Here is an 18,595-nt window from a genome sequence, read left to right as displayed (position 1 = left end):
TCCTTTTAGTATACATAACATTATACATGTCACCTAATAAATAAGCTGAATTTTCATTCTTAATTATATAAAAATCCCGTGGTTATTTTTTAGCAGATTAGGGCATGTTGTTTCTATAGCTTACATTGAAAGGAAACAATATAAATGGAGGCAATACAAACGATCGAAGAAAAATATGTATCAACAGCTATTTTTCAATTTATTTTCCCATTTTCGTTCAAAAGTGGATATGAACAAAATATGTTCCCTTTCTTACAAAAAAATGATTTCCGGCCCTTTCGACTCGATCATCTTGAAGATGAAAATACATATTACGGGGAGTTTCATGTTTCACATCAAAATATGGAAGCATACTATCTTTCATTTACGAATAAAATTCTCTTCCCTCATTCTGAGCATCAAAAAGGATTACAGCGCTATTCTAAAGATCTCAATTTAAACGGCCATTTAACAACAAATCTTATCTCTGTCCCATTCACAGTGCACTCAATTGATGTAACACTTTGTCCTTATGAACTTGGGTTTCTAACAATCCGAACAGAAGTTAACATCTCTCCAAATATGACATTATCAGAAGCAATAGAATTCGCTGCACGATTCCGCGTACTTGAAACGAGAGATGAAATGGACGAAAGCATTTGCATAACATGTGCGGGGAAAAAATATTCCCAAGTTGAAAAGTTCATTTTCGGTTATTTATTTAACGGTTTAACAGATTTTTTTGAAAAGAAAAGATTAAGAAGTTCTTACTTTCAAACTTTTCCTTTTTTTGAAGACCAAAGAATGTACGTGCAAACTTTGTTATCGCTAAAACAACATATGGAACTTAACGTTATTGATGTTTATCGTACTTCCAGTCTTTCTGGATTAACAAGTGATGGTAAACCGTATGTAAGTGCGAACAATCTCCCTTATATAAATGATTACTTGAAACAGCACGCCTATCAAAGGTGGGCTCCTAATCGTTATTTCATAATGGAAGAACATATTTTCACATGTATTACGAACGAAGATGATAATAAAATAGCTAAACTTGCTAGCCAAATGTATGGGGAGTTTTATTACGCTTTATTATTAAACTTATTCCATAAAATTGTATTGTTAAAAATGGCAAACGCTTATGCTGAACTAAATATTGAACAAGATACAAATGAGATAGAAAAGTTAATTTACTCTATTAATTCGTTTACAGCTAATTATTTTTCTTTAGAGTTAGTATCTCAGTCACAAAGTGAAGATATTTTCTTTCGTTTAAGAAAACTTTTCAATATTGAAATACTGTTCACGAATGCGAAACAAAATCTTGATGGCTTGTTTAAATATCAAGAAAATGTTGCATCTAAAAAAGATAGCCTTTTATTATTAATTTTAACTCTCTACTCTGTAGTGGGCCAAATGTTTGGATTTACACTAATTGATCTTATAGGAAAAAAAAGTGAGGGGCATGTAGTTTCTTATACTCCTCTTGAATATTTCGCCCTATTTTTATCTATTAGTGGGATATGTATATCTCTAATTTTAGGTGCTCACAGTTTATATCAATGGGCGATGCAACATAAAAACCGAAAAGCATGGGTAAAACAAACTGTACTTTCTGCCGTTAAAGAAAAAGAAGATAAGAATTAAAGACGATTATTTTCAAATTACAAATTCATGGCGCGCTTCAGTAAATGAAATTTTTATCAGCGATTTTCCGAGTATATCGGTGCAACTCAAAATATATCGGCGATTTTTTAAATATATCGACTTACCGACAAAAATTGACAAAAAAGAAGTTACTCTAAAATAAACTTTGGAGTAACTTCTTCTCGTTTTTGTTAAACTAATTCCGCTTACTTACCTGCTTCGATTTTTTCTAATGTAGCAGCTACTTGCTCTTCAGTTAATTCGTGTTGCACGATATAACGATTACGTGGGTGTACACGACATTCATGAGAACATGCACGTAAATGTTTTGCTTCACTTTCTTCAGAACATAAAATTTTCTTGTTACATTCAGGGTTTGCACAGTTTACATAGCGCTCACAAGGTTCACCTGTAAAATGATCTTTACCAACGATAACGTGCTCTTTTTGGTTTACTGGTACAGCGATACGCTCATCAAATACGTAACATTGACCATCCCAAAGTTCACCTTGTACTTCTGGATCTTTTCCGTACGTTACAATTCCGCCATGAAGCTGGCTTACATCTTCATAACCTTCGCGAACTAACCAACCTGAGAATTTCTCACAACGAATTCCCCCTGTACAGTACGTTAAAATCTTTTTACCTTCAAGTGTTTCTTTATTTTCTCTAATCCAATCTGGTAATTCACGGAATGATTCAATATCTGGTTTAATTGCACCTTTAAAGTGTCCTAAATCAAATTCATAATCATTTCGTGCATCAATAATAACTGTATCTTCTTGTTTCATTGCCTCATAAAAATCTTTTGGTTCTAAATACTTCCCAGTAATCTCTTTCGGATTAATGTCGTCTTCTAGACGAAGTGTAACTAACTCTGAACGAGGACGTACGTGCATTTTCTTGAATGCATGTTCATCCGCCTCATCAATTTTAAACACGATTCCAGCAAAACGTGGATCATTATTCATCGCTTCCACGTATTTTTCTGTTTGCTCAACAGTTCCAGAACAAGTTCCGTTAATTCCTTCTGTCGCTACAAGAATTCTTCCTTTTAACTCAAGTGATTTACAAAATTCTAAATGCTGTTCAGCAAATTCTTCTGGATTTTCAATTGTTGTGTACATGTAATACAGTAATACTCTATATGGTTTTGTAGTTGCCAATGTATTTCTACCACCTATCTAAATTTTAAAATCATGTATAAGTTAACGTTCATATCAAAACATATATAATAAGAAAATACATACTAAATTGTACTTAGCCTATTTTCTTCTATTTACAATTTTTTCTACAAGTTAACAAAAATAAAAACAAGATTACAGAACAAAACACTACGGTTAGGTTGTAATCCCAATATATTATATATCATACAATTTCATTTCCATCAATTAATATGCTGTAATATAAGCTGTATGTTCACATAAATTTCAAAAATAGCCCTATAATTTATTATCTTCTCCCTTATTCATCAACCATAAACTCCCAAAATATTTTTGCATCGTCACACCATTCATTGCACACAGTCATATAATTTGCATTAAGGAAACTTTTATGTTCAAATGAAATTGCCACATCATATATCTAAATGTATTGAAATAATGAGTAAGAATAAAGTGAAACTTTAATCAAGTTAAGATTTCAAAGGGGAATACTACTATGAATAAAGATATAACAAAAGATAAACAAGTCCCTTCTCAAAGTACAACAGTTCAATCAGCCCATTTAGCGTTAAGTGGACAAACAAAAGGCTTTAAAAGACTGTTACCATTCTTAGGACCTGCTTTTATCGCATCAGTTGCTTATATTGATCCTGGGAACTTTGCTACAAATATCGCAGCTGGATCACAATATGGGTATTTATTGCTTTGGGTAATACTCGCTTCTAATTTAATGGCTGTATTAATTCAAACTTTATCAGCTAAATTAGGAATCGCTACTGGGAGAAATCTTCCTGAAGTAGCTCGCGAAAACTTCCCCAAACCAGTTTCCATCGGTTTATGGATTCAAGGTGAACTCGTTATTATGGCTACAGATTTAGCAGAATTTATCGGGGCAGCACTTGGATTGTATTTATTATTTGGAATTCCGATGTTACCAGCTGCTTTAATTACAGCAGTTGGATCATTTATTATTCTTGAATTTCAACGCAGAGGCTTTCGTCCATTAGAAGCTATCATAACAGGTATGATTTTTATCGTTGTTATCGCTTTTGGTATCCAAGTCTTTTACGCAAAACCGGAATTAAGCCCTCTACTCTCAGGACTTTTCACTCCAAAATTCCAAGGTGTAGATAGCATCCTTTTAGCAGCTGGAATTTTAGGTGCGACAGTAATGCCGCACGCGATATATTTACATTCGGCCTTAACGCAGCGCCGTGTAGTCGGAACAAATGATGAACAAAAGAAAAAGATTTTCCGCTTCGAATTCATCGATATTATTATTGCAATGGTTATCGCTGGAGCAATTAATGCAAGTATGTTAATTGTAGCAGCTGCACTATTCTTTAAAAACGGCTTGCACGTTGAAGACCTTGATGTTGCTTTTAACCAGTTCAGTAATTTAGTCGGTCCTGTATCGGCTGCATTATTTGGAATTGGACTTTTATCAGCAGGTTTATCTAGTTCTTCTGTTGGTACGATGTCTGGTGATATTATTATGCAAGGATTCATTCGAATGCATATTCCGTTATACTTACGCCGATTTATAACAATGATTCCGCCTCTCGTTATTATCGCTTTAGGTGTAAATCCAACTTACGCTCTCGTTATGAGTCAAGTTGTCTTATCGTTCGGTATTGCCTTTGCATTAGTACCACTTATTATGTTTACAAGTAATAAGAAGATTATGGGCGCACTCGTCAACCATCGCATTACAACATTTATCGCGTGGTTAATCGCTGCACTTATTATCGCTTTAAATATTTTCTTACTGTATCAAACATTTGTAGGTTAATAAAAAAGGGTATTCCAAATTTAATTTGGAATACCCTTTTTGGATGAAATGATTTCCTTCTACTTACCACTTATGTATGTCCCTCTTTCTGGCATTATCGCACCTTTTTCAGTTCGAAAATAAAGTGGTAATCCTTCCGAAAGAAATATGCTCACCTTAGATGGATCCTGCCTTTGATGATGAATATGTAAATGCGGCTCACTTGAACTTCCTGAGTTACCAACTTGGGCAAGAAATTCTCCTTCATTTACATGTTCGCCTTCCCTCACTTTAATTGATCCTTTCTTTAAATGGGCAAGAAACAAAAATGTACCTGTTTCATCCAGTCGTAAATAAATATGATTTCCCGCCATCGATTGAAAATCATCCGATCCCGGAACTAAATCTATTTCATCATTTTTAATTGATACAACTGTCCCAGAAGCTGGTGCCATTACTTTCGCTCCATATATTCCATAATCCTCTAACTTACTACTTTTCACTTCAGCAGGTGGAATGAGAATATCGTATGCCCATCGTTCATTTGGTTTTATAACGTGATAGTTCGTTTCTAATTTATCGCCGCCCCAACCTATCAATGCTCGTTCATTCAAAGGAAAACGAACGACTACTTTAGGACTCATAGACTGTACATCTACCGGGTATGCAATTCTCCCAATGTTAGCGAACCACCCCACGGGCCAAGCTCCAATGGTAGAAAACAGAACTATTAATAGTAGCGTTCCATCTATCCGCTTTCTAAAAATGCCTTTCCAAACAAACATTACTGCTGAGCCTATTAAGAGACAAACTGAAATTACACTAAAAGCCTGTATAATCCACCACACAAAGACTGATGTAACGCCATTACCTAAATAAACTAAACTCCAACTTATAATTAAAAAAGCAACTATAATCGCTAATAAAAATCTCTTCCACATGCTGTATCCCTACTCTCCTATCTTTGTTCCCCATGATACGAAGTAAAAATTACGACATATGAAAGAAATACTTACGACTTTCTTACATTTCTTTATACCGCGGTAAAACGATAGTGAAAACCGTTTCTTTATCGTTACTACGTACAGTGATATCTCCTTTATGAAGTTCCGCTATACTTCTCGCAATTGCAAGCCCCATTCCTTTTCCACCCGTATGAGAGCTACGTGATTTTTCACCACGATAAAACTTTTCAAAAACGTAAGGAAGGTTCTCATTCGGAATGCATTGTCCAAAATTTTTAATTTCTATTTCAACATTCATATCTCTTTTAGAAAATTGAATTAAAAGCTCCTTTCCGTCTTTCCCGTACATAATACTATTACTAATTACATTTTCGAATAGCCTCACCATAACCGCCACATCCATTTCCACATGTAACACCTTATCACCTTTAATACAAAAGCTCATATCGGCATCATCTAGTTGTGGTACAAAATCAATCATGATTTGTTCAATGAACGCTTTCATATTTACTACACTTTTATGTAATTCGATCTCTCTATAATTTATTTGACAATATTCTAACAAATCATCTACTTGATTTTTCAATTCATAACTTTTTCGCTTTAATATACTTACATACTGTTCACATTCTTCTCTATTTGAATGCAGCTGATTTCCTAACAGGTCCGCGTAACCTATTAGGGATGTTACAGGTGTTCGTAAGTCATGAGAAATATTACTAATCATTTCATCTTTCATTTCTTGCGATTTTTTTTCATTCTCTATAGACTCTTTTAAACTTTTGGCCATTCTATTAACATTCGCTGCTAATTCACCAATCTCGTCATTTTTTGAAATAGGTATATGTATTTCCAAATTACCATTACTTATTTCCTTCAGACTCTTGTTAATTTCAGATAATCTTTTCATCGTTGTTTTTGTCATGAATGCAAAGTATATTGTAGTAAAAATTAAAAAAACTATTAAATATAAAAATGAATATTTTTCCTCTAACGCAGTAACATGACTATATATATTTCCAATTGCAATTTGAAACGCTATTATACTTACAGTTGCTAAAAAAATGCTACATATGAATGCGATAAAAAACTTAGCTCTCATGCCTTGTAATGATTTAATCTTCAATTTTATATCCGACTCCCCAAACATTTTGAATAAACTTCGGCTCTTTTGGATTCTCTTCAATTTTATTTCTTAATCTTGCAATATGAACCATTACTGTATTATTACTTTCATAGGCCCTTTCTTTCCAAACGCTTTCATATATTTCTTCAATAGTAAACACACGATTCATTGCAGCGGCCATTAAGTACAAAATATCATATTCAGTTTTCGTAAGATTAATTGTTTCTCCATATAACATTACTGTTCTCGACACTTCATCTATTTCTAAACCTCTAATGTTTATTTCCTTTTTTATTACTTGAACAGCATTTTGATTGAAATATGTATACCTTCTTAATTGAGCTTTCACTCTTGCTATAAATTCAATTGTACTGAACGGCTTCACAATATAATCATCTGCCCCAGTACTAAATCCAACGACTTTATCTATGTCCGATGATTTCGCGCTTAAAAACATAATTGGTAAACTATATTTCTCTCTTATCCTTCTACACAATTCAATCCCATCCATTTGAGGCATCATAACATCAAGGATAGCAAGTTGAACATCATTATTATTCAGTACCTCTAACGCCTCTTCTCCGTTGTCAGCACTAAAGACAGTAAAACCTTCTTGTTTTAAATTTTCATTAACGAATCGAATAATATCTCGATCATCATCTACAATTAAAATTGAGTTTTTCTCCATATCTAAACCTCTTTTTGAAATATATTCCACAATTAATTTTAACATAAATCAAAATCATCATTACACCTTGAATAATCTTTATTTTCAGATTAAATTATATAATAACAACACATTCTAGTTTCAGAAGAAATGGAGTGAAGGCATGTTTCCTATATTAAAAACCAACCGGCTCATTTTACGAGAACTTACCGAAGAAGATGCACCGAGTATATTACAGTGCTTTTCTAATACCGATGTCCTGCGCCATTATGGCCAAAAACCATTGCAAAATTTGGATCAAGTAAAGCAAATCCTTAATAATTTTAAGTTGGGTTACAACGCAAGAAGCGGCATTAAATGGGGAATCGAATTAAAAGACAAGAAAGGTCTCATTGGAACAATTGGTTTTCATGATTGGTCTTCCGAACATAAACGAGCAAATATAAGTTATGCCTTTTTCCCTGAACACTGGGGAAATGGATATGCGACTGAAGCGGTTTCTGAAGTTATATCATACGGTTTCCACACACTTCATTTAAAACGTATCGGAGCAATTGTCTTTCTTGAAAATGAGGCTTCAAATAAAGTACTATTAAAATTAGGTTTTGAAAAAGAAGGAGTTCTAAAAAACTATATGTATCAAGATGATATCCCCTATGATACGAATTTTTATTCTTTATTAAAATCGGTTTAATAGATATAATTCAAAAAAAAGAAACCTCACTTTTAAAAGTAAGGTTTCTTTTTTGATTAATAGTTTTACTTATTATCGATATAAGCATTCTTATAAGTATAAACGCCACCAAATTGATGCTTTTCAATTCCTTTTACATAATCCCTTTGTACATAAGCGGAACCAATATGATAAAGCGGTGCTACCGCAGCGTCCTCTAATATGACCTGCTCAGCTTCTCGCAACACTTCCCATCTTTTCTTTTGATCTAGTATAAGATCATTTTTAGCTTTTTTTATTAGCTCATCGTAATGAGGATTAGAATAATTCATTTTATTATTTGGATTACTTGTCGTAAATAGCTCTAAATAACTAATTGGATCTTTATAATCTGGTCCCCAATTTACCATAGATATATCGTAATCACCTGTTTGTTCTAATTGTAACTTTTGCTTAAATGGCTGTTGTTTAATTTGTATCGCGAGTCCTTGCAAATGCTTTTCTAAGTCACCTTTTATATATTCCGCCATACGTTTTGCGTTATCTTGTTCAAACGTTAAAAACTCGAGTTTTATTTGTTCTACTCCAAGTTCTTTTTTCGCTTCTTCCCAAATCTTTTTCGCTTTTTGTAAGTCGTATGGAGAAATATCTCCGTTTTCTTTTCTAAAATCTTTGCCAGTCGCTTCATTTATATGACCAACTGGTACAAGTCCACTTGCAGGTTTTGCGCCGTTATTAATAAAGTGAGCTACAAAATCTTCTTTATTTAACGCTAATGAGATAGACTGACGCACTTTCTTATTTGCTAACGCATTATTTTTTTCATTAAAACGGAGCATTGCAATTCCAGGATCGCTCGACATATGTAATTCCTTATTCCCTTTATACTTGTCTACAAATTGAGAATTAATTGGTACTCGATCCAAATCGCCAGCTTCATATAAATTTACTGCTGTCATTGTATCCTTCACAATTTGAAAGTTTATTTCTTCTAATTTCACTTTCTTTTTATCCCAATATGTATCATTTTTCTTTAATTGAAATTCTTGTTCATGCTTCCACTTCTCTAATACAAATGGACCGTTATATATGAGATTACTAGGTTCCAATGCATAATTCTTTCCTTGTTCTTTTAAAAATGATTCGTACTGTGGTAAGTATATAGGTAACGCTAACAACTGTAAAAAATACGGAATTGGCTGTTCTAGTTCCACTTCTAACTTATAATCATTTATGACTTTAACCCCAAGTTCATCAAGAGGCATTGTTCCCTTATTTATCTCTTTCGCATTTTTCACGTAAAAGAGCATATACGCATATTGAGACGCTGTTTCATGACTTACCGCCCGTCTCCACGCAAACATAAAATCATTGGCTGTTACACTGTCTCCATTTGACCATTTTGCATCTTTACGCAAATCAAATGTATATTTTTTACCATCTTCACTTCTTTCAAACGACTTTGCTACTGCTGGAATAGGCTGATCTTGATCATTTAATACATACAACCCTTCAAATATGTTTTGCATAACGTGCGCTGACGTACCATCCATCGTTTTCGCAGTATCAAGAGAAGGAATTTCTTCTGATACCGTTACATTTAATACTTGTTTTTTTGCCTCTGTGTCACTTTTATTCGCTTTATTATTACAAGCTGTTAATAATAAAGTTGTAACAAGTGCCATTACCATTAAATGGCTCTTTTTTCGCTTCATGAGTTGTTCTCCTTAAAAATATGATATTGTAAAACGTTATATATTATAGCAGAAATACTAACAGAAAGATGCGACATTCTTTTGAATATTTATTCGTTCAAGAAAAAAAGCTATCCTTTTAAAAAAGGACAGCTTTTTCAACTGACATATAAATACCTATCTTTGTAAACCTCGTTTATAACGACTTGCTTCAAATATAATACGCTCTTCATCTAATGTTTTACATTCACCATTCCAAACGACACGTTTACCATTAATAATTACATCGCTTATATCTTTTCCACTAGCTGCATACACAAGATGTGACAACACTTCATCTGCCGGTTGTAAATGCGGCTTATTAGATGGGTCAATCGTAATAAAATCAGCACACTTACCAACCTCAAGTGAGCCCGTTTGTTTCATCCCGATTACTTCAGCAGCTCCTTTAGTCGCAAGTGTAAGAGCTGTTTCAACTGGTAATGCTGTTGCATCTTGATGAATACCTTTTTGTAATAAAGTCGCTATGCGCATTTCTTCAAACATATCTAAATTGTTGTTAGACGCCACACTATCTGTTGCAATCCCTACTTTCATTCCTGCTTCTAGCATCGCTTTTACATTTGCTATACCAGAACCTAATTTTAAATTACTATTCGGGTTATGAGCTACTCGAACATCATGTTCTGCTAAAAATGCACGCTCATTTTCATTTAATACTACACCGTGCGCAATAACTGTTGGGCGTTTAAACAATCCGCAACTTGCTGCATATTCTACTGGACGCTTCCCATACTGTGCTTCAATATCACGTACTTCACGCTCTGTTTCAGAAAGATGAATATGAACCATCGTTTGATTTTCTACTGCAATACGTGCGCATTCTTCTAACAGTTCTGTGGAACATGTATATGGACTATGCGGTGCAACCATCGTAGTTAACATACCACTTTCGTTATAGTAACGCTTCACATATTTCTCAGCTTCTTCAATTGCTTTCTTTTCATCATCTTTCGTTCCGAAGCTAAATAAAGTTCTTGAAACAGCAGCTCGCATTCCGCTCCTTGATACCGTTTCCATAATTGCGTCTTGATCTACTCCAATTGGATTAAACATGTCAGAGAATGATGTTGTACCACTTTTCACCATTTCAAGTAATCCTAATTCCGTGCTAGCGACCGCAAGCTCTGGCGTAAATTGACTTTCAAGTGGCCAAATTCTCGTCTCAAGCCATGGCTGCAATAACATATCATCTCCGATACCTCTCAAAAGGCTCATAACAACATGTGTATGTGTATTGACAAGCCCTGGTAAAACCCACTTTCCTTTCATGTCAATTACTTCATCTACTTCAAAATCGTTAGCGAATTCTCCGCTCTTTACATCTATAATTTGATCATTTTCTACAATGATATATCCATTTTCTATCACTTCATTTTGTTCATTCATCGTTACGATTGTAGCGTTTACATAAGTTGTTTTCAAAAGTATTTCCCCTTTCAACTCTATGAAGTTCCTTTTAATAAGTTACCACCATTATAGTAACTTATTAAAGATTAAGAGTCAAAAGATAATTTTAATTCTTTCGTTGTCTTTTCCTTCAAAATGCTATATTGTTTTTCATTTGTATCTGCAAATGCTTCTTCACGGCTCGACTTCATGTCCATATAGTTTAATGTTTCATGAAATTGGGTCCTAGTAAAATCATACCTTTTTCCATCTACTATATTGTAAAAATGCCATACTTCACCTATCTTCGTCTTTATTATCTCTCCCCCGCACAATTCTTGGACAATAAAGGCCGTTACACCACATTGTCCCTTTGCTGGGCTTTCGCTCGTCCACTTAGAACTCGTTTCTATTGACCAAGATTTTCTTAATGCTTCATATAGTTGTTTAATCTTTATGCTATCCATATTCAGCATCTCCTGACATTAGCAGTTTTACACATCATATGTAAAAGCGGTAAAAGGCAATTTTTCAAAATCATTACTATTTGTAACACCGTTCAATATATTGAACGGTGTTACAAATGATTTAATTCACCTTTGCTCCATAACATCTCGCAACTGCAACCGCCTGCGCTATATCTAATTTCACGTTTTTTAAATCAAAAGCTTTAAAATCAACTCTATCAACTACAGCTCCTCTTAAATCCGCACCACTAAGTTTCACCTTACCTAATTGTGCGCCCGTTAAATCCGCTTCACGCAAATCTGCTTTTTCTAAATTACATTCATATAGGTCAGCTTCAATTAAACGTATACCCTTTAACATTTGTTTACTTAAGTTCGCGAATCTTAAATTCGTATATGACCAATCACCCGATATAATTGTTATTCCGTCTAAATTCGCCTCTTCGAAATCCGAACCAGTCATTTTACATTCTTCAAACTTAGATACAAATAAATTCGCACCAAAAAACCTACAATTAGCAAATGTAGTTCCTTGATGGATAGAAGCATTAAAAAGAGAACCAGTAAAATCGCATTCTATGAAATTACAATTTTCACTAAAAACTTCTGATGCATCTATCCCTCTAAAACGGCATTTTATGAAGGTACAATTTTTCAATTCCTCTTCTTTTATCCAGACATCTTGAAAATCTATTTCTACATATTCTTTATTTACAAATTCGCTCATAATCAATCCTCCAATTTTTCAAAAAACCTCACTTCAGCATGAAGTGAGGTTTCTTCTTATACAATATGCTCATCTAACCATGAAATCAAATCTTGAAATACATCTTCTCTATTCACTTCATGGAACATTTCATGTCTACCATTTTCATATAAACGAAGTGTTACATCTTTCACACCACATTTTTTATAGTTTTCGTATACTTCTTTTACACCTTTCCCCATATCCCCAACAGGATCACGATCTCCTGAAAAAATATGTATTGGAAGGTTTTTCGGTGTTTTCTTAAACTCTTCTAGTTTATTTACTTCTAATACCCCAGAAAATAATTCACGATAAAAGCTTGTTGTACAAATAAATCCACATAAAGGATCCGCAATATATTTATCAACTTGATTATTATCTGAAGATAACCAATCAAATTTCGTACGATTTGGTTTAAAGTGCGAATTGAAATTTCCGAAAGATAAAAAGTTCAGCATCGGACTTTTCGTTTTCTTTCCGCGAAGTTTCATCTCAATTGTCGCTACTTTATGACCGATACTTCCTAATAGCCCTGGATCTCCACCAGTTCCTGAAATAAGGAATCCATCATATAATTCACCTTTCAGTTGTACAGCACGCCTAGATAAAAAAGAACCCATACTATGTCCAAGTAAAAATAACGGGCATGTCTGCTCTTTTCTTATCGTTTCTGATACAAAAATAACATCAGACACAGCCTCATTCCAGCCTACATTTGGTTTAAAATGACCATAATCTTCTTCTCTTTTTACTGTTTTCCCATGACCTTTATGATCATGTGCATAAACACCATACCCAGCTTCTAATAAAGCAGCAATAAAGTCTGTATAAACACCTGCATGTTCTGTCATACCATGTGCAATTTGAATAATCCCTCGCGGATCTCCTTCTGGTAGCCATTTACGTAAATAAATTTCCGATCCATCCAATGCCGTAACGAAACTTTCCTGTATGCTCATTCCGACAGCCTCCAAATCTATTATGTATATCTTTTTTTATAATGAATAAACATTCATTATTCTTATTATGTATTATATGCAATTGCTTTCATTATGACAAATGATCTATTTTTCCGATTACATATTAAACTATTCTCTTGACGAATTTAAATTAAAATTATATAGTTACTTACATAAAGTAATTAATATATTTTTAGGAGGTTTTAATCATGATGCCCTCACTATTTTTAGCACATGGATCACCTATGCTTGCTATTCAAGATACAGACTATACACGATTTTTAAAGACACTTGGAGAAACATATAAACCGAAAGCTATTGTTATTTTTACCGCTCACTGGGAAAGTGAAGTATTAACGATCTCCTCTTCAGATAACGAATATGAAACAATTTATGACTTTGGAGGTTTTCCTCCTGAGTTATACGAAATCAAATATCATGCGAAAGGCTCTTCTAGCATTGCGTCTATGCTAGAAACAAAATTTAAAAACAAAGGCATTCCAGTCCATCATAATATGACGAGAGGTTTAGATCATGGTTCATGGACACTCCTGCATCGTATGTACCCAGAAGCCAATATTCCTGTCGTACAAATATCAGTAAATCCATTCCTTCCTGCAAAAGAACAATTTGAAATTGGAGAAGCACTAAAAGGACTTGGACAAGAAGATATTTTAGTAATCGGCAGCGGAGTTACTGTTCATAATTTACGAGCATTAAAATGGAATGAAACAACTCCGGAACAATGGGCGATTGAATTTGATGATTGGATTATAAATCATATGCATACTAGCGATAAAGATGCATTGTTTAACTGGGAAAGAAATGCTCCTCATGCACAATTAGCTGTACCAAGAGCGGAACATTTTGTTCCTCTATTTATCGCGATGGGTAGTGGTGAGAACGACGGTACGGTCATTCACCGTAGCTACGAGCTTGGTACATTAAGTTATCTTTGCCTTCAATTTTAATGAAAAAGGATGAAGCAATATTGCTTCATCCTTTTTCTGTTTTTCATTCACATAGTTAACTAACTTCCAAATGTCGTTTCTCTGATACCTCTTCGTTCTTACTATGAAAATAAACCCAAATGCACGCAATAAATAATAGTGATGATGTAGAGAAGAAAACATATTGGAAGCCTGCATGAGCTGCAATTTGTCCACCAAGTACTGGCCCAATCATATTTCCTAAAAACTGAAACGATTGATTATATCCAAATATTCGTCCCGTTACATGGGTTGGCGTATGTTGTTTTAGTAGAGTTTGTACGGAAGGTAATAGTCCTGCTTGTGCAATACCTAATAAAAATCGAAGAATTAATAGTTGCCAAGCTGAGGTTACAAATGCTTGCGGAATAAAAATAATTCCTGCAGCAAACAACGCTACAACTAACGTTTTTTGAGGTCCAATATGATCTGATAATCTTCCTAGCTTAGGAGCTGCTAAAATTACTGCTAATCCTGTCGCAGACATGACTGCACCTGCAAGCATTTCAATATGATCTGTTCCTGGTCCTGCCAAATGCTTTACGTACAACGTAATAATAGGTTGAATCGACATATTTGCAAGCTGAATAATAAACGTTGCTACAAATAAACTTATTATTAAATGTTTTGCAGGGACCATCGTCCATACTTTCTTCGGCTGTGCCTTTTTTTCTTTAGCAGAATGTTTCTCCTCATGTAAAAAGAAAAAGACGATAAGAAAGGAAAGGAATAAGAAAGCTCCTGTAACTAGAAAAACATGGCGCATTCCAATTAACTCTGACAAATAACCTCCGAGTATCGGCCCAAGTAATGAACCGCTCACGCCTCCAGTTGAAATTGTAGAAATTGCCCAACCTGAATGTTCTTGCGGAGTTTCTGCAGCAATAAGTGTCATCGCTGTAGAAAGGAAACCTGATACCGATCCCATTAAAAACCGAAGTGCGACTAATTGATACACATCTGTCACAAACCCCATAAGCGTCATAATTATCGCCATACCAAGGCTAGCACGTATAAGCATCAATTTCCGTCCATGTATATCACCGAGCTTTCCCCATATCGGTGATACAATCGCACCCATTAAAAATGTTACACCAAATGCAAGTCCCGACCACTGTGCAATACTAGCAGTGCCGGTCACCCCTAATTCCTCAATATAAAAAGATAAAAAAGGAATTACTAAACTCATACCGGCTGCAGTGGTAAAACAACCTAGCCAACAAATCATTAAATTTCGTTTCCAGTTGGCCATTTTCACACCTTCTTTCATTAGATACCCATTCTACACCCTTTCTTGTAAAAAGTTTAGTAATTTGCTTTATACATAATAAAAATCTATCCCTTTGCATTCTTTGCAAAGGGATAGATTTAATTATCTCCTATGGGTATTAAACGTGCATTACAGCACCTCTCATAAAACTCAATCGGACCTGCTTGTCCTATAATTGCATAATCATATCCGCTTTTCTTCATGTTATATAAACAATGATTCAATAACGTCTTCCCAACACCGTTCACACGATTATGTTTCGCTGTACCCATCGGGCCAAACAACCCTTTTTTTCCTCTCACAACATCGTAACAAGCGAAACCAATGATTGCTCCTTCCTGCTCAGCAATAAAAATAGGTAACTCCTCTTTATATGTCCGAAATCCATAATCTAAAGATTTTAACCAACGTTCACCAAATTCATCCTTAACAAAACGTGCCAACTTTTCAAAATCAGAAAAGACAGCTCTTCTAACATTAAAATTATTATAAATAGGATTAAATCTTTTTAAATCAACGGTTAAGTCTCTTGACTCAGATGTAATACTCAACAGCTCTTTTTGCACGTTTTTACTTATAACCTTTTCAAGAACTGTATCAACTTGAAACAGTGCATATAAAACATGACCTTCATTTATTAATACTTGCTGAAAACGGTCCATCCGTTTCTTTGCTACTTGTAAAACTTCTATCGTCTTATTTGAAACTTTAAACTCCCCAACATTTATGTATTCTATTTCATTTGCATAATATTGTTGGAGCAATGATATTTTTGCTAAAAAATCCATACCCACCGTGTGAAATAAATACATATGTAACTCCGCGCAAACTCCATTACCTTCCTTACAAGCTCCTATAAATAGATGCATAGGATGAATAATACCTTTATTACACTCAACCTCTCGCGTTGCAATCTCCAATATTTTATGTGCACGTTTTGTAAATTGAAATTCCTCCATATACATCCCTTCCCCCTAATAACTTGATATCAAGCCGTAAATATATATAATTGAAACAATTATCCCAACTACTAATATCCCTGGAAGTAAATTTGCTACTTTAATTTTAATGAATCCAAGTAAGTTTAATCCAATTGCAAAAATCATAATACCACCAGTTGCTGTCATTTCAACTATAAATTGATTCATTAATTTCTCTGGTACAAAACTATTAATTTGTGTTGCAAAAACCGCAATCCCTCCTTCATATAAAATAACTGGAATCGCCGAAAATACTACGCCAATTCCTAAAGTTGTCGTTAATATAATAGAAATAAACCCATCGATAATCGCCTTTGTAAATAAAATATCATGATTTCCGCGAATCCCGCTGTCGAGTGCACCAAGTATGCCCATCGCACCAATTGCAAAAATTAAAGTAGCTGTTACAAACCCTTCTGATATGCTCCCTTTCCCTTTCGATCCAACTTTATTTTCTAGCCAATCCCCTAACAGTTTTAACCTTTCTTCTAATTGTAGCCATTCTCCGATGACGGTACCAATAACTAAACTTAAAATGACAACAAGAAAATTTTCACTTTTCAATGCCATTTGAAGTCCAAGCACAGTAACCGCTAAACCGATTGCATGCATAATTGTTCCCTTCATACTTTCTGGAATCCTACTAAATAATTTTCCTAGTAAAGTACCAAATATAATACAAATCCCATTTACAACTGCTCCTAATATAACCATTTCTCATTCTTCACCCTTCGAATTCTTTATTTCTATATTTTGGTTTATACATTGATTTACAGGTTACCTATATGTTAACGTAATATTGTGAATATTAACAAACGTTTTTCACTACATAACCCGCTATTTTTTTGTAACTATACAAAGACCGATTGCCTTTAGTAGATTCATTGTTAATCTAATTGCGGGATAAACTCAAAAGGGAAGGTATTTATGAAAACTTTACTAAAACGATTTCTGTTAATAGCCTTTTTCATTACACCAATTGTTTTATTAATCAACTACTCTTTTATTTCAAAAGCGAAAGACAAACCTGATATGCAAAACAAATCTAGTAAAACAGCTTCAAAAAGCGAAAAGAAAACCGAAGACCCTGAAATCACACTCACCTTCTCTGGTGATACAATGTTCGATTGGCAATTACGTCCCGTAATCGAAAAAAATGGGGCTGATTATCCATTCCAACACGTAAAAGAAGAAATAACGAAAGCTGATATTTCTTTTGTTAATTTAGAGTCAGCATTTACAACGAGAGAAAAAAGAGTACCTGGGCAACAATTTTGGATTAAAAGTGATCCATCCACACTACAAGCCATTAAAAATACCGGATATGACATCGTGAACATTGGCAATAACCATACGCTTGATTATGGGCAAGATGGACTACTAGACACCATTTCTCACGTCGAAAAATTAAAACTACCTTACACTGGAGCCGGAAAAAATGCTGAAGATGCTTATACTGCTCGTGAACTAACTGTAAAAGGAAAAAAGTTTAAATTTCTTTCCTTTGTACGCTTTATGCCCAACTTTAATTGGGTAGCTGGTAACAATAAACCCGGCGTTGCAAACGGATATGACCTAGATCTTGTAACAAAAACGATTCAAGAGCAAAAGAAAGATGCTGATTATGTAATCGTCTATATGCATTGGGGCGTCGAAAAATCTAATCGTCCAATAGAATACCAGAAACAATATGTTCCGAAAATGGTAGAGGCGGGTGCTGATGCAATCGTTGGAAGTCACCCGCATTGGTTACAAGGATTTGAGTATTACAATAAAGTTCCTATCGCATACTCGTTAGGAAACTTTTTATTCCCGAATTATGTAAATGGAAAGAGTGCGGAAACAGGCGTATTAACTTTAACCTTTAAAGGTAAGGATGTCCAAATGTCATTCAATCCTTACATCATTCGCAACAACCAAGTTTCTCCTGTAAATGAAGAAGAAAAGAAAAAAGCACTGCAATATTTACAAACGGTTTCAACTGATGTAGAAATTGATGATACTGGGAAAATAATAAATAAACGCAACTAAACAGCACGAGATTCATT

At 34.3% G+C, this 18,595-nt stretch carries 17 protein-coding genes; 5 read left to right on the top strand and 12 right to left on the bottom strand.

From position 1 onward, the window contains the following. Positions 1-144: 144 nt before the first annotated feature. Complete coding sequence (locus ABH959_RS02190) at positions 145-1,626, top strand: hypothetical protein (protein WP_113938126.1); 1,482 nt, start codon at positions 145-147, stop codon at positions 1,624-1,626. Between the two features lie 206 nt (positions 1,627-1,832). Here the strand turns inward: ABH959_RS02190 and trhO are convergent, their stop codons facing one another. Further along, a complete protein-coding gene (trhO, locus tag ABH959_RS02185) occupies positions 1,833-2,792 on the bottom strand; it encodes an oxygen-dependent tRNA uridine(34) hydroxylase TrhO (RefSeq protein WP_002086277.1) in 960 nt (319 codons plus the stop codon). 493 nt (positions 2,793-3,285) lie between these two features. On the opposite strand from trhO, the gene ABH959_RS02180 reads away from it, so the two are divergent. Continuing rightward, complete coding sequence (locus ABH959_RS02180; protein ID WP_113938125.1) at positions 3,286-4,581, top strand: Nramp family divalent metal transporter; 1,296 nt, start codon at positions 3,286-3,288, stop codon at positions 4,579-4,581. A gap of 59 nt (positions 4,582-4,640) precedes the next feature. Here the strand turns inward: ABH959_RS02180 and ABH959_RS02175 are convergent, their stop codons facing one another. The 3 genes from ABH959_RS02175 to ABH959_RS02165 all read right to left on the bottom strand — a co-directional run bounded on the left by ABH959_RS02175 (position 4,641) and on the right by ABH959_RS02165 (position 7,339). Beyond that, entirely contained in the window at positions 4,641-5,501 is an 861-nt protein-coding gene (locus tag ABH959_RS02175) for a M23 family metallopeptidase (protein WP_113938124.1), read from the bottom strand. Between the two features lie 82 nt (positions 5,502-5,583). Next, the gene (locus ABH959_RS02170) at positions 5,584-6,651 is read right to left on the bottom strand and encodes a sensor histidine kinase (protein ID WP_404492234.1); all 1,068 of its coding nucleotides are present in this window, start codon (positions 6,649-6,651) and stop codon (positions 5,584-5,586) included. Next, positions 6,641-7,339, bottom strand: coding sequence for a response regulator transcription factor (locus tag ABH959_RS02165; protein ID WP_016104516.1), 699 nt, complete (start codon positions 7,337-7,339; stop codon positions 6,641-6,643). Before ABH959_RS02165 ends, ABH959_RS02170 begins: the two co-directional genes overlap by 11 nt. Before the next feature lie 142 nt (positions 7,340-7,481). Here ABH959_RS02165 and ABH959_RS02160 point away from each other — a divergent pair, with 142 nt between their 5' ends. Beyond that, positions 7,482-8,012, top strand: a complete 531-nt coding sequence (locus ABH959_RS02160) for a GNAT family N-acetyltransferase (RefSeq protein ID WP_088039196.1) — start codon at positions 7,482-7,484, stop codon at positions 8,010-8,012. 65 nt (positions 8,013-8,077) lie between these two features. Here ABH959_RS02160 and ABH959_RS02155 read toward each other — a convergent pair whose 3' ends face one another. The 5 genes from ABH959_RS02155 to ABH959_RS02135 form a co-directional block, all read right to left on the bottom strand. Then, positions 8,078-9,706 carry a peptide ABC transporter substrate-binding protein gene (locus ABH959_RS02155; RefSeq protein WP_404492233.1) on the bottom strand — a complete coding sequence of 543 codons (1,629 nt, stop codon included), beginning with the start codon at positions 9,704-9,706 and terminating at the stop codon, positions 8,078-8,080. Between the two features lie 156 nt (positions 9,707-9,862). Next, complete coding sequence (locus ABH959_RS02150) at positions 9,863-11,188, bottom strand: bifunctional S-methyl-5'-thioadenosine deaminase/S-adenosylhomocysteine deaminase (protein WP_113938121.1); 1,326 nt, start codon at positions 11,186-11,188, stop codon at positions 9,863-9,865. 53 nt (positions 11,189-11,241) lie between these two features. Next, complete coding sequence (locus ABH959_RS02145) at positions 11,242-11,601, bottom strand: YunG family protein (RefSeq protein ID WP_404492232.1); 360 nt, start codon at positions 11,599-11,601, stop codon at positions 11,242-11,244. Positions 11,602-11,722: 121 nt separating this feature from the next. Further along, positions 11,723-12,328: a pentapeptide repeat-containing protein gene (locus ABH959_RS02140; protein WP_113938119.1), complete on the bottom strand. Its 606-nt coding sequence runs from the start codon at positions 12,326-12,328 to the stop codon at positions 11,723-11,725. Between the two features lie 56 nt (positions 12,329-12,384). Continuing rightward, positions 12,385-13,308, bottom strand: coding sequence for an alpha/beta hydrolase (locus ABH959_RS02135; protein WP_113938118.1), 924 nt, complete (start codon positions 13,306-13,308; stop codon positions 12,385-12,387). Between the two features lie 209 nt (positions 13,309-13,517). Here ABH959_RS02135 and ABH959_RS02130 point away from each other — a divergent pair, with 209 nt between their 5' ends. Next, positions 13,518-14,279: a DODA-type extradiol aromatic ring-opening family dioxygenase gene (locus ABH959_RS02130; RefSeq protein WP_113938117.1), complete on the top strand. Its 762-nt coding sequence runs from the start codon at positions 13,518-13,520 to the stop codon at positions 14,277-14,279. A 55-nt stretch (positions 14,280-14,334) separates the two neighbouring features. On the opposite strand, the gene ABH959_RS02125 is transcribed toward ABH959_RS02130, so the two are convergent. The 3 genes from ABH959_RS02125 to ABH959_RS02115 all read right to left on the bottom strand — a co-directional run bounded on the left by ABH959_RS02125 (position 14,335) and on the right by ABH959_RS02115 (position 17,261). Further along, the gene (locus tag ABH959_RS02125; protein WP_113938116.1) at positions 14,335-15,549 is read right to left on the bottom strand and encodes a multidrug efflux MFS transporter; all 1,215 of its coding nucleotides are present in this window, start codon (positions 15,547-15,549) and stop codon (positions 14,335-14,337) included. A 116-nt stretch (positions 15,550-15,665) separates the two neighbouring features. After that, positions 15,666-16,526 carry a GNAT family N-acetyltransferase gene (locus tag ABH959_RS02120; RefSeq protein WP_113938115.1) on the bottom strand — a complete coding sequence of 287 codons (861 nt, stop codon included), beginning with the start codon at positions 16,524-16,526 and terminating at the stop codon, positions 15,666-15,668. Positions 16,527-16,541: 15 nt separating this feature from the next. Continuing rightward, positions 16,542-17,261 (bottom strand): DUF554 domain-containing protein, encoded by a 720-nt coding sequence (locus ABH959_RS02115; RefSeq protein WP_113938114.1) that lies wholly within the window; start codon positions 17,259-17,261, stop codon positions 16,542-16,544. A gap of 213 nt (positions 17,262-17,474) precedes the next feature. Here ABH959_RS02115 and ABH959_RS02110 point away from each other — a divergent pair, with 213 nt between their 5' ends. Next, a complete protein-coding gene (locus tag ABH959_RS02110; RefSeq protein WP_113938113.1) occupies positions 17,475-18,578 on the top strand; it encodes a CapA family protein in 1,104 nt (367 codons plus the stop codon). The last annotated feature ends 17 nt before the right edge of the window (positions 18,579-18,595 follow it).

It is taken from the genome of Bacillus sp. RC51, from assembly GCF_044908115.1.
GTDB lineage: Bacteria > Bacillota > Bacilli > Bacillales > Bacillaceae_G > Bacillus_A > Bacillus_A mycoides.
This window is presented reverse-complemented; position numbering and strand designations above follow the sequence as displayed.